At 56.3% G+C, this 12388-nt stretch carries 9 protein-coding genes and 1 pseudogene; 3 read left to right on the top strand and 7 right to left on the bottom strand.

Translation table 11 applies throughout. The features are described 5' to 3' along the window. Nucleotides 1-59 precede the first annotated feature (59 nt). Nucleotides 60-1481, bottom strand: coding sequence for a serine hydrolase domain-containing protein (locus PRECH8_RS14075; RefSeq protein WP_200967729.1), 1422 nt, complete (start codon nt 1479-1481; stop codon nt 60-62). 477 nt (nt 1482-1958) lie between these two features. On the opposite strand from PRECH8_RS14075, the gene PRECH8_RS14070 reads away from it, so the two are divergent. The 3 genes and pseudogenes from PRECH8_RS14070 to PRECH8_RS14060 all read left to right on the top strand — a co-directional run bounded on the left by PRECH8_RS14070 (nt 1959) and on the right by PRECH8_RS14060 (nt 5478). Beyond that, the gene (locus PRECH8_RS14070) at nt 1959-3239 is read left to right on the top strand and encodes a glycoside hydrolase family 27 protein (protein ID WP_200967730.1); all 1281 of its coding nucleotides are present in this window, start codon (nt 1959-1961) and stop codon (nt 3237-3239) included. Nucleotides 3240-3471: 232 nt separating this feature from the next. Continuing rightward, nucleotides 3472-4458 (top strand): acrylyl-CoA reductase family protein, encoded by a 987-nt coding sequence (locus PRECH8_RS14065; RefSeq protein WP_200967728.1) that lies wholly within the window; start codon nt 3472-3474, stop codon nt 4456-4458. 71 nt (nt 4459-4529) lie between these two features. After that, nucleotides 4530-5478, top strand: a pseudogene (locus tag PRECH8_RS14060) (LysR family transcriptional regulator). 33 nt (nt 5479-5511) lie between these two features. Here the strand turns inward: PRECH8_RS14060 and metE are convergent. From metE to PRECH8_RS14030, 6 genes are all read right to left on the bottom strand, one after another. After that, on the bottom strand, nt 5512-7839 hold the full coding sequence (metE, locus tag PRECH8_RS14055) for a 5-methyltetrahydropteroyltriglutamate--homocysteine S-methyltransferase (protein WP_200967727.1): 2328 nt from the start codon (nt 7837-7839) through the stop codon (nt 5512-5514). Between the two features lie 321 nt (nt 7840-8160). Further along, on the bottom strand, nt 8161-8322 hold the full coding sequence (locus tag PRECH8_RS14050; protein ID WP_200967726.1) for a hypothetical protein: 162 nt from the start codon (nt 8320-8322) through the stop codon (nt 8161-8163). A 167-nt stretch (nt 8323-8489) separates the two neighbouring features. After that, a complete protein-coding gene (locus PRECH8_RS14045; protein WP_200967725.1) occupies nt 8490-10922 on the bottom strand; it encodes a heavy metal translocating P-type ATPase in 2433 nt (810 codons plus the stop codon). A 119-nt stretch (nt 10923-11041) separates the two neighbouring features. Next, nucleotides 11042-11242, bottom strand: coding sequence for a copper ion binding protein (locus tag PRECH8_RS14040; protein ID WP_200967724.1), 201 nt, complete (start codon nt 11240-11242; stop codon nt 11042-11044). Nucleotides 11243-11261: 19 nt separating this feature from the next. Further along, nucleotides 11262-11666, bottom strand: a complete 405-nt coding sequence (locus tag PRECH8_RS14035) for a metal-sensitive transcriptional regulator (protein ID WP_200967723.1) — start codon at nt 11664-11666, stop codon at nt 11262-11264. Nucleotides 11667-11770: 104 nt separating this feature from the next. After that, the gene (locus PRECH8_RS14030) at nt 11771-12337 is read right to left on the bottom strand and encodes a polysaccharide deacetylase family protein (RefSeq protein ID WP_200967722.1); all 567 of its coding nucleotides are present in this window, start codon (nt 12335-12337) and stop codon (nt 11771-11773) included. Nucleotides 12338-12388 lie beyond the last annotated feature (51 nt).

Here is a 12388-nt window from a genome sequence, read left to right as displayed (position 1 = left end):
TTTGCCGCATTTCACTCTACCAAGAAGGGAAGCCTTTTTCCATGCTTTCAAGCATTGTTTCACCAATTATTCCTTTTTACTGCCCACAAACATTTTACACTCACCATGCCGAGACCGATCGCCGCATCGTAGGGATAGCCATAGCTCCCCGCCGCACTTGGCCTGACCAGCAGCGCCAGATACCAGAATAGTCCGCTGGCGATCGCGCTGGACACCAGACCGCAGATCGTGCTCAGCAGATTCTTCGCGTACAGCAGCCGATAGACGAGGCGGATCAGCAGCATCGCGATCAGGAAGGTGCTTGCCGAAACGAGCACCAACGAGATGATGCCGATTACCATCCCGAAGGTGACATGCATCCCGACTTCCGCAGGTACATGTCCCAAGAGGATCGAAGCGATGCCTTCGGCGATCGGCAGCGTGATCTCGGGATGCATCTCGCCGATGAAGAGGATGATGCCCAGCTCATGGGCGGGCATGAACAGAATGATCGACGAGGAACCGACGCCGTCCCCCGTCTTATAGAAAATCTGCGTACCGTGCAGGAGCTTCGTCTCAAATCCGCTCGCCGTGTAAGCCGCATCCCCGCTCTCCGTCGCGACATAAGCCGTTCTCGAATCCTTGATCAATTCAGCAGGGAGCCAATCAGATCCTAGATACCCCAGCTGATAGGCTAAGTACTTGCCCAGATCCTCGACCGTGCTGTAAGCACCGCCGTCGGGGTCCTGAGCTTGTCCGAACTCCTCATAGGAACGCCTGATATGCATCTTGCGCGTGAAGAACCAGCCGTATTCCTTCGCTAAGCGGGACTCCGGGTAACGTTCCAGCTCATGACCGAATACGGTATCCTCCATCCCCAGCGGTTCGAAGATGTTCTCCCTTACATAGTCGTAATAGGACACCCCCGTCACATACTCGATCACCAATCCTAGCACATCATAACAACCATTGCAGTAAGCCCCCGAGGTTCCCGGCTGCTCGCGTATGGCGATGCTCTGGAACAGCCGAACATACTTCTCCAGTGAGCTCCTTGCCGCTTCATCCTGAAAGAGAAGTCCATCAGTATCGAAGGAACCGACGCCGCCGGCTGAATGGGTGAGCAGGTGCCGCAGGGTGATCTGCTCAGAAGCTTCGCGATCTTGGAATTGAAACCATGGAAGATAGGTATGTACCGGTTGATCGATATCCAATTTCCCCGCTGCATGAAGCTGATAGATGGCCGTCGCCGTCAGCGTCTTCGTAATCGAAGCCGTGTAATACAGCGTATCTGCTGCCGGTGTGTTCCTCAAGCCTCGATCCGCTGTGCCGAATCCCTCTGAGAAGATCAGCTGATCCCGATATACGATCCCCATCGCGCCGCCTACGACATCGCTCTTCTGCAGCTGTTCCCGGACATAATCCGCAGCACGGTTCAGTACTTCTTCGGTGATCGGTGATTCCTCGGCGGCTTGGACCGATATGTAAGGCCAGCACGCGGACATTCCTATGATGATCCATAAGGCAATTCGTGTTAGCACACCTCTGATTTGCAACAGACACACCCCTGACACATCCTAACTTACAGCCAACAGGGAATTCCCTGCGGCTGGAAACATCGTACGCTTAACATGTACTATCGTATATGAATTTCCGTTTTATTACAACTACTTTAATATGAAAGAAATTGACCTAATTTTAGCCATATTGCGAACAAAATTTAATCTGCCATAGAAAATGTTTAATATGCCTTGATTATGCTCAGCTGAACCCCATCTTGCCTCTCAGCAGCAAGCAGAAACCTGCGATCAACGGATAGACGGCCAGCCCAATATCGACTATGATAGATGACATAAACCACCTTAACCAAAAAGTTGATTCCTTAACCGAAACATCATAATTGGACAATCAGATCTCCCAATGCCCAACGCTTGAACGAATCTCATAGAATCTCTCTTAACGAAAGGATGATTCTTATGCAGCTGCAGCATCACAAGTATGCGCTTACACCTCCCATGGGATGGAACAGCTGGGATTGCTACGGAGCATCCGTACGTGAGGATGAAGTCCGGGGCAATGCCGAATATATGGCGAAACATTTGAAGCCTTATGGGTGGGAATACGTGGTCGTAGACATCCAGTGGTATGAGCCGGGGGCTGTGTCTTCCCGGTACCGTCCTTTCGTGCCGCTGGAGATGGACGAGTACTCGCGGCTTATCCCCGCCGCAAACCGCTTCCCTTCCGCCGCTGGAGGGAAGGGATTCAAGCCGCTTGCGGATTATGTACACAGCCTCGGTCTAAAGTTCGGCATCCATATCATGCGGGGGATTCCTCGTCAGGCCGTGCATGCGAATACGAAGATCAAAGGAACGAACGCAAGAGCCCGGGATATCGCTCATACGAATTCCATCTGTCCTTGGAATACCGATATGTACGGCGTTGATCCGAACAAGGAAGGGGCGCAGGAATACTACAATTCACTCTTCGAACTCTACGCCGAGTGGGGGGTGGACTATGTCAAGGTCGATGATATCGCCGCCTCCCGCTTGTACGGCATCCATGCCGAGGAGATCGCAATGATCCGCCGCGCCATCGACCATTGCGGCCGGCCGATGGTGCTCAGCTTGTCGCCGGGTCCCGCTCCTCTAGAGTACGCAGATCATCTCATCCGCAACGCCAACATGTGGCGGATGACCGATGACTTCTGGGACATCTGGCAGCTCTTATACGAAATGTTCGAACGTGCCGAGCGATGGGCGCCCTATGTCGGTCCCGGCCACTGGCCCGACTGCGATATGCTGCCCCTCGGTCACATCGGCATCCGCTCTGTCGACGGCGGTGCCTCCGATCGCTGGACTCGTTTCACGAAGGATGAGCAGGTCACGATGATGACCCTATGGTCGATCTTCCGCTCACCGCTGATGTTCGGCGGCGAGCTGCGAGACAACGACGAATGGACCTTGTCCCTGCTGACCAACGAAGAAGTGCTGGCCGCTCACCGCCATGGCAGCCATCCGCGCATGGTCTACCGTGAGGACGATCGCACCGTCTGGACTTCCGACGGACCTAACGGCGAGCGCTATGTCGCCTTGTTCAACCTGCGCGATGAAGCCAGCGAAGTCTCCGTGACTCTGGAACAGCTCGGTTTAAGCGGTCCGGTCCAGATACGCGATCTTTGGCAGCGAGCGGATCTCGGCAGCGCTGATCGCGTGATCTCCGCCGAGCTTCGGCCGCATGCATCGGTTTTCTACCGTCTGACATAAGCGGATCGCCTCCCTCTAACTCGCAGCGATCCATCATGCTGGTACCTGCTGCAGCTGCGGCCTGCCATCTCCGCGGTTGACAGATTGGCTGGCTGCTCGGCAGCGGCATGAACTATTCCCGCGCATACGGCTTGACCAGCGGCAGATCCTCGGATGAATGTTATGGCATCCTATGATCTTCCCGCTCATAATGGCATTATATAATCAGAAGAGAGCTATAGGAGGAATGATCATGCAGCCATACCGCGCGCTGGTCGCGAGCCTGATGAACGAGGAAGTACAGTTAGCGATTCAAGAACAAACCATAGATGATCTGCCCGAAGGAGATGTCCTCATCCAGGTCGCCTATTCAAGCGTAAACTACAAAGATGCCCTCGCCGTCCGCGCAGCAAGCCGGGTCGTTAAGTCCTATCCGATCGTCCCCGGCATCGATCTCGCGGGCACCGTTGCCGCTTCCCGCGATCCCCGCTTCAAGGAGGGGGATCCGGTGCTTGTCACGGGATATGAACTCGGCGTCTCTCATAACGGCGGCTACAGCGAATACGCCCGTGTGCCCGGGGACTGGGTCGTTCCCCTCCCCAGCGGCCTGACCCTGCGCGAGGCGATGATCTACGGCACCGCCGGCTTCACGGCTGCCCTGTCCATCCACCGCTTGCAGGCATGCGGCATCTCGCCTGAGCGCGGGCCGCTCCTCGTCACCGGGGCGACGGGCGGCGTCGGCAGCTTAGCCTTAGCGATGCTCGCTGCCAGCGGCTATGAGGTGACCGCTTCCACCGGCAAGGCCGAGCAGCGTTCCTTCCTGGAGCGCCTGGGCGCCCGCTCGATCATCCCGCGGGAGGAGCTGACACCCGAGCGCATCCGCCCGCTGGACAGCCAGCGCTGGGCGGGGGCAGTGGATCCCGTCGGCGGCCGCAGCCTGGCCTATATCCTGAGCACCACGAAGTACGGCGGAGCCGTTGCCGTCAGCGGTCTTGCCGGCGGCGCCGACCTGCCTGCCACCGTATATCCATTCATCCTGCGCGGCGTTCAGCTCATCGGCATCGATTCCGTTTACTGCCCGATGGACGAACGGCTTAAAGTATGGAAGCGGATGGCGGAGGAGTGGAAGCCCGCCGTATTAGAGGACCTCTGCACAGAGATCACGCTGGATCAGCTGCCTGAGCGGCTCATCTCCTTCCTGAGCAGCCAGCATGTGGGCAGATGGATCGTCCGATTCTGATCTGACGACCCTTACGGGGATTCGAAGTCTGCACAAGTTTGCAAAAGTTAGCATGAAAGGAACGCCGGCCTATGACACTCCAACAACTCAAATATATCCTGGCCATCGTCGCCTGCGGTTCGATCAGCGAAGCCGCCAAACAGCTGTATATCTCCCAGCCGAGCCTGTCCAATGCGGTGAAGGAACTGGAGCAGGAACTCGGCATCGAGATCTTCGTGCGCTCCGCCCGCGGCATCACCTTAACCAACGAAGGCATCGAGTTCCTGTCCTATGCCCGGCAAGTGGTCGAACAAGCGGAGCTCCTCGAACAGCGGTACATGAACAAGAAACCTGCGAAGAAGCTGCTCGCCATCTCCACCCAGCACTATGCCTTTGCCGTGCAAGCTTTCGTCAACTTGCTGCAGGAACTCGATGCGGATGAGTATGAATGCACCCTGCGCGAGACGAGAACCTATGACATCCTCGAAGATGTCCGCAATCTGCGAAGCGAACTGGGACTCATCTATCTGAGCAGCTTCAACCGTCAGGTCATGCAGAAGATGCTGAAGGACCGCGGACTCCGCTTCCATCCCTTGTTCGAAGCCGAGCCCCATGTGTTCATCAGCACCTCCCATCCCCTGGCGAAGGAGAGCCTGATCGAGCTCGAACAGCTGGAGGAGTATCCCTGCCTGGCCTTTGAACAAGGGGAATACAATTCCTTCTACTTCTCCGAGGAGATTCTAAGCACCGAAACCTATAAGAAAAAAAATCTCCGTCAGCGACCGCGCCACCCTGTTCAATCTGCTCATCGGACTGAACGGTTACACGATCAGCTCCGGCGTCCTGAACAGCGACCTGAACGGGGATCAGATCACAGCGGTGCGGCTGAATGCGGATGAGCGGAAGACGATCGGCTATATCACGAATGGGAGCGTCCAGTTAAGCAAGCTTGCAGAGACCTACATCGTAAAGCTGAAAGAAATCATCCGCTCCTTCGGGTATCCGATCATCGGCGAAGACGAAGAGGACGGCCTCGTTTAAGAAGCCGTCCTCTTCATTTTGTCGTTAACATGGTTACACCAACGCATCCCGCCGGTGCTCGTCAGCGATCAACAGTTTCCTGACTTCCCGCGCCGCTTGCACCATATGCTGCAGGCTGCCGCGGACCTCCGCTTCATTCCTCGTCTTAAGTCCGCAGTCCGGATTCACCCACAGCTTCTCTGCAGGGAGCTTCTCCGCCATGCGCAGGATCGCTTCCTTCAACTCATCGACACCGGGGATCCGCGGCGAATGGATATCATATACACCGGGGCCGACAGCCGTCTGGAAGCCCGTCTCCTGCAGGACATCGATCAGGGCCAGATCCGACCGCGAGGCTTCGAAGGAGATCACATCCGCATCCATCGCTTCGATCTCCTGCAGGATATCGGCGAATTCACTGTAGCACATATGCGTATGAATCTGCGTCTCCGGCTTCACGCCGCTGTGCACCAAGCGGAATGCCGGAATCGCCCAGTCGAGGTATTCGCAGTGCCAATCGGACCTTCGCAGGGGCAGTTTCTCCCGCAGTGCCGCCTCATCGATCTGGATGATCTCGATGCCGTGCGCCTCGAGATCCAACACTTCTTCTCGAATCGCCAAAGCGATCTGATAAGCCATCTCCGAAGCAGGGAGATCCTCCCGCGGGAAGGACCAGTTCAGGATCGTCACCGGCCCGGTCAGCATGCCCTTCACCGGTTTATTCGTCAATCCCTTCGCATACACCGCATATTCCACAGTGATCGGCCGTGCGCGGGAGACATCCCCCCAGATGATCGGCGGCTTCACGCAGCGCGTGCCGTAGGATTGGACCCAGCCCTGCTCCGTGAACAGGAAGCCGTCCAAGCACTCCCCGAAGTATTCCACCATGTCGTTTCGCTCGTATTCTCCGTGAACCAGCACATCAAGTCCAAGCTCCTCCTGCAGGGCGATACAGGCGGCGATCTTCTCCTGATTGAATCGCCTATACTGCTCCTCACTGATTCTCCCCTTCCTGTACGCGGTGCGGTTCTTCCGCACCTCTGCTGTTTGCGGGAAGGAACCGATCGTCGTCGTCGGAAGCAGCGGCAGCTTGAATCGCGCTCGCTGGATCTCCGCTCGTTCCGATGCCGCCGGGAGCCGCACAAAGTCGGCCGCGGTCAGGGACGCTGTCTTCGCCCGCACGGCGGGATTGGGCGCAGCCCGATTCCCCTCAGCGAACAAAGCCTCGTTACGCACATAAGCTTCCGGAAGTTCCGCCGCATCTTCTATCTCTTTCAACCCGGCAGCCAGTCCAGCCAGTTCCGTGAGTTCTGCCAACTTCTCCTCCGCAAAGGCCAGATGCCTGCACACTTCTTCCCCCAATTGCTGCTCATGTCTCACCGTGTAAGGCACGTGAAGCAAGGAGCAGGACGTGCTGAGCACCATCTGCTCATGGGGCACCCAGCGGTTCAGCTCTGCGATCAGATCCAGCGACTCCCGATATCGGTTCCGCCAGATATTCTTGCCGCTTACGATCCCCGCGAAGAGGATCTTGTCCTGCGCCCATCCATACTGATGGATGAGGTTGATGTTTTCCGCGCCTTCCACAAAGTCCAAGCCGATGCCGTCGCAAGGCAGTCCGAGGAGCGCTTGGTATACATCACGCACATCGCCGAAATACGTCTGCAGCAACACCTTGACCCTGCCCTTGGCCGACAAAATCTTCCCATACAGATCGCACAGCAGTTCGATCTCTTCTGCGGTAAGATCCCTCACCAGTTCCGGTTCATCGAATTGCACCCATTCAGCACCGAGTGCTTCAAAACGCGCTAAGATCTCCTTGTAGACCTCAGCCATGTCAGCAGCATAGTCTGCAGCTTGTTTGCCGCCTGAATATTTAATGAGCTTAAGCATCGTAAAGGCGCCTGGCAGCACGGGTTTGGTGCGGATGCCCTGCTGCTTCGCTTCTAAGAATTCATCGAAGGGTTTCGTGCCAGCCAAGCGGATCTCCACCCCTTCTTCCAGTTCCGGCACCAGGTAGTGGTAGTTGGTGTTGTACCATTTTTTCATCGCCAAGGCTTTGACATCGCCCCGCTTCCCCTGATACCCCCGTGCCATCGCATAATAGGTCTCCAATGAATCCAGGCCCAGATCCCGATATCTGGCCGGGATGATATTGAGGAGGCAGGCCGTATCGAGCACGCCGTCGTACAGCGAGAAGTCGTTGGACGGAATATAGGTGATGCCGTGCTGCTTCTGTACCTGCCAGTGCGTCAACCGAAGCCGCGCCGCTTCCTGCAGCAGCTGTTCCTTGCTTCCCTCCCCGCGGAAATATCTCTCCGACGCAAACTTGAGTTCGCGGTTCACGCCGATCCGCGGATAACCGATAACGGATGTTTGCATCTCCCTCACCCCTTCATTTCTTCTTGTGCAACATTATAGGGCGGGGAGATCCAGATATGGAAACACATTCATGCTATGGCGGGATATAGCTTTCCTCTATAGCTCGCCTTCCTATTCCGCCAGCGATTCCTCGGCCTTAGCCAGGTGTGGTCCTTATGATTTTTCTTGTAATCGTATACATACTATTGTAATACAGCAGAGCGCTGCCCGAATGTGCGCTCGAATACGGACCATGCCATCTGCGGTCCGAACACAGGGACGCAGGGAGCCTGCTCTGCTCCCTGCGTCCTTGTTCATCAGGCGGATCATTCCGGCCGGACTTCATTGATAGGAATGTTCGTTCTCTTGATACCCTTCCTTGCCGTGCGTGGATTCCTTATGCCGATCGGTGCGCGCTCGGTTGATCTGCTGAGCTTCATGGCTCGTAACTCCTTCCTGTTCCAGTTCTTTGGCGACATTCTGAAGATTCTTATCCCTGGTCATCGCTTCTCATACCGCTCCCTTGTATGATCCCTTACATAATCCCTTGCATGATGCAGACGATGTGCTTGCTTACTAGTGTTTGCCTTTATGCAGGAGGGTATGCATGCGGAACTTCAACAGCCTGAAGCAGCCATAAGGAGCCTTCACCCGCATTCCAATACCATGAGTCATTGGTTGATCCGTACGCGCTGCAAGCGAAGGGCATTCAGCACAACGGATACGGAACTGAGAGCCATCGCTGCTCCTGCTACCCAAGGTGCTAAGAAGCCCAGCGCCGCAATGGGGATGCCGAGGGTGTTGTAGCCCAGCGCCCAGAACAGATTCTGCTTGATGTTGGTCATCGTCTTGCGGCTCATATAGATCGCGTCGGCGATGCTCGTCAGTTCCCCGCGCATCAACGTGACATCCGCGGCCTCCATCGCCACATCCGTCCCCGTGCCGATCGCCATGCCGATATCCGCCGTCGCCAGAGCAGGAGCATCGTTGATGCCGTCGCCGACCATCGCTGTGATCTTGCCTGCAGCTTGCAGCTTCTTCACTTCCTCCGCCTTGCCCTCCGGAAGCACTTCTGCGCGCACCTGCTCGATGCCCGCCTGCGCTGCGATCGCCCGGGCGGTGCGCTCGTTATCCCCGGTGATCATGATCACCTCAAGGCCCATCGCCTTCAGGCGGCTGACCGCCTCCTTGGAACTCTCCTTGATCATATCCGCCGCCGCGATCAGCCCCGCATACTTGCGGTCCACTGCTGCCAGCATCGCCGTCTTGCCCTGTTCCTCAAGCGCAGCCATCGCCTCGAAGGCCTCCGATGCATCCACCCCATACCGCTCCATCAGCCGGCGTGTACCGATCAGAACTTCATGACCTTCAACCTCAGCGACCACTCCATAGCCTGGGATCGCCGTGAACGAATCGGGATCCGGGATCTCGATGCCGCGCTTCCGGATGCCCTCAACGATGGCTTCCGCCAGCGGATGTTCGGAGCTTTTCTCCGCTGCTCCGATCAAGCGAAGGAATCGGTGCTCATCGCCGACCGGCAGCACATCCGTCAGCTCCGGTCGTCCCTTCGTCACCGTACCTGTCTTGTCAAGGATGACGGTATCAACCTTATGCGTCATCTCGAGATGCTCGCCGCCCTTGAACAGGATGCCGTACTCAGCAGCGCGTCCGGAGCCGGCCATGATCGACGTAGGCGTCGCAAGTCCAAGCGCGCAGGGACAAGCGATGACGAGCACGGCGATGGCCTTCTCCAGCGCACCAGCCAGATCCCCCGGAACAGCGATGAAATACCAGATCAAGAAGGTGACAAGCGCGATCGCCGTGACGATCGGTACGAAGATGCCGGAGATCTTATCTGCGATGCGCTGAATCGGCGCCTTCGATCCTTGCGCCTCCTCAACAACCTTGATGATCTGCGCCAGCGCTGTCTCCTTGCCTACTTTCGTCGCTTGGATGCGCAGCATGCCGTGTTTGTTGATCGTCGCGCCGATCACCGCGTCCCCCGGCTGCTTCTCCACTGGGATGCTCTCCCCGGTCAGCATCGATTCATCAACGGCGGAGCTGCCTTCGAGCACGATCCCATCGACAGGCACCTTGTCGCCGGGGCGGACCAACACGATGTCCCCAACCAGGACCTCTTCCACGGGAATCGTCATCTCCTGCCCGCCGCGTACCACAAGAGCCGTCTTCGCCTGCAGGCCCATCAGCGACTTGATCGCCTGCGACGTCTTGCCCTTCGCCAGAGCTTCGAAGAGCTTGCCGAGCAGCACCAGCGTGATCAAGACGGCGCTCGTCTCATAGTACATCGCTGGACCATGGGCAAGATCCGCACCGGTCATATACCAATCGAGCGTTAGATAGAGGCTGTAGAAATAAGCCGCCGATGTACCCAAAGCGATCAGGACATCCATGTTCGCACTGCCGTTGCGCAGCGCCTTATAAGCGCCGATATAGAAATGCCGGCCGATGATGAACTGTACTGGTGTCGCCAGGATCAGCTGGAACCAGGGGTTCATGAACAGCTCCGGCATATAGATCCAAGAGGTGAAGGAGAAATGCCCGACCATGCTCCACAGCAGGGGAAGGGACAGAAGCGCCGAGAGGATGAACCTTCGCTTCTGTTTCCGAATCTCCTTCTGACGATGATCCTCTTGCTCTAGATCTTCTTTAGGGCGTGCTTGGTAGCCCAGCTGCTCCACTTTCTGTTGAATATCAGCAAGCGATACTTCTGCCGGGGAATAGACGACATGCGCCGTCTCCAAGGCGAAGTTCACCGCCGCCTCGCGAACGCCGGGCAGCTTGTTCAGCCCTTTCTCGATGCGATTTGCACAAGCTGCGCAGGTCATCCCCTCTAGCAGCAGCTCCGCCGTTGCCTTCACCGTACCATAGCCCAGCTTCTCAATCGTCTGCTCGATTCTCTCCACGCTGATCTTCGCGGGATCATAGCTCACCGTCGCTTGCTCCAGGGCGAGATTCACATTCGCCTCTGCGATGCCTTCCAGCTTGCTCAGACTCCTTTCGATCCGATTGGCGCAGGCCGCGCAGGTCATCCCGGTGATTCTCAATGTCGACTGCTTGTGACCCGTCGTTTCGCCCGTTGTCATGCTGCTTCACTCCTCACTCCTGCAAGATATACCCATCGGGGGTATGTGAACGACTGGAAAAAAGGGCCCCCGGCCCTTCTCCCAACCCATCATATATACCATACTTGTCACATGCGGTGTTAAACCACATCATAACCCTGCTCTTCGATCGCTTCCTTCACTTGTTCCAGGGTGATCTTGCTCTCATCATAATCGACGGTTACAGCATTGTTCGCCAGATCCACCTTGCCGCTGGCGCCGATCTCCTTCAGCGCCGTCTCCACAGCATTCACGCAGTGCTGGCAGGACATGCCGTTGACTTGCAATGTCACTTGTGCCATCTTCATCCCTCCGATTGATTTATCTCATCAATTTGTTCATCGTAACCAACAACTCATCGACCACTTCATGTTCGCCTGCCTGGATGCGTTCCACGATGCAGCTCTTCATATGCCCTTCGAGCAGCAGACGGCCCACGCTGTTCAGCGCCGATTGGATCGCCGCGATCTGGTTTAAGACATCATCGCAGTACGTATCCCTCTCGATCATGCCCTTCACCCCGCGGATCTGACCTTCGATCCGATTCAAACGGGTGATGAGATTGCGCTTCATCTTATCCGAATGATGGCTCTTGCGCACCGGTGCCGTGCTGTGCTCCGCAGCGCTGTGTTCTGCAGTGTTGTGCTCCAACTCCAATTCACTGTATTCCGCTGCGCAGTGCTCCGATGCAGTGTGCTCCTGCACCCGGCTGTGTTCACGTTCCATAGCGGGGTTATCACCTCTCACCGACAATATACCATACCCCTATATGGTATGTCAAAAGGGATGAATAGGGGCCGAAGAAGCACCCCTTCGAAATATCGGCGTCTTCAGCTAATCATCTCGATCAGATCCGCCAGCGTATGATGCCGCAGGATCACATAACGCGGCAGTTCCATCCGCGGCGTCTTCGGCGTGCTCTTCCCGCCGCCGACGATAAATGCACCGCGGAATCCAAGCTCCTCCAGAACTGCCATGGTATCTGCGTTGTAGTCCCCGTATGGATAAGCGAACACATCCGAGGTCTTGCCGGTCAGATCGCGGAGCTGCTTCGTCGCCTCAGCGATCTCCGTATATTGCTCATCCCTGCTTAACTTCGACAGGAAAAGATGGTTCACCGTATGATTCTCTACGTCGATGCCTTGCTGTATGATCGCGGTTATCTGATCCGAGGTCATATGATTCTCTCTGTCGATCCAGCCGGATACGGTGAACTGGACGGCCGTCATCCCATAGGATGTCAAGATCGGCATCACATATTCAACAAAATCATCGGTATTGTCATCGAAGGTGATCAGGATCGGCTTCTCCGGAACTTCCTCCTCCTTGCCGTCCAGCAAGGCAAAGTATTGATCAATCGTAAGCGTCGTGTATCCCTGCTCGTGCAAATAATGCATATGTTCCTTGAAGCGCGCCAGCTCATATTGATCCTAAATTTCGAAAGTAAC

The sequence above is a fragment of the Insulibacter thermoxylanivorax genome (genome assembly GCF_015472005.1).
In the GTDB taxonomy this organism is placed as follows: domain Bacteria; phylum Bacillota; class Bacilli; order Paenibacillales; family DA-C8; genus Insulibacter; species Insulibacter thermoxylanivorax.
Note: the sequence above shows the minus strand (reverse complement) of the source record. Positions and strands in the feature narration are given on the sequence as shown.

Bases quoted from the DNA above. Each gene is read 5' to 3' on its own strand.
- PRECH8_RS14075 (WP_200967729.1), bottom strand. From the start codon at position 1,481: ATGTCCGCGTGCTGGCCTTACATATCGGTCCAAGCCGCCGAGGAATCA.
- PRECH8_RS14065 (WP_200967728.1), top strand. From the start codon at position 3,472: ATGCAGCCATACCGCGCGCTGGTCGCGAGCCTGATGAACGAGGAAGTA.
- metE (WP_200967727.1), bottom strand. From the start codon at position 7,839: ATGCAAACATCCGTTATCGGTTATCCGCGGATCGGCGTGAACCGCGAA.
- PRECH8_RS14050 (WP_200967726.1), bottom strand. From the start codon at position 8,322: ATGACCAGGGATAAGAATCTTCAGAATGTCGCCAAAGAACTGGAACAG.
- PRECH8_RS14045 (WP_200967725.1), bottom strand. From the start codon at position 10,922: ATGACAACGGGCGAAACGACGGGTCACAAGCAGTCGACATTGAGAATC.
- PRECH8_RS14040 (WP_200967724.1), bottom strand. From the start codon at position 11,242: ATGGCACAAGTGACATTGCAAGTCAACGGCATGTCCTGCCAGCACTGC.
- PRECH8_RS14035 (WP_200967723.1), bottom strand. From the start codon at position 11,666: ATGGAACGTGAACACAGCCGGGTGCAGGAGCACACTGCATCGGAGCAC.
- PRECH8_RS14030 (WP_200967722.1), bottom strand. From the start codon at position 12,337: ATGCATTATTTGCACGAGCAGGGATACACGACGCTTACGATTGATCAA.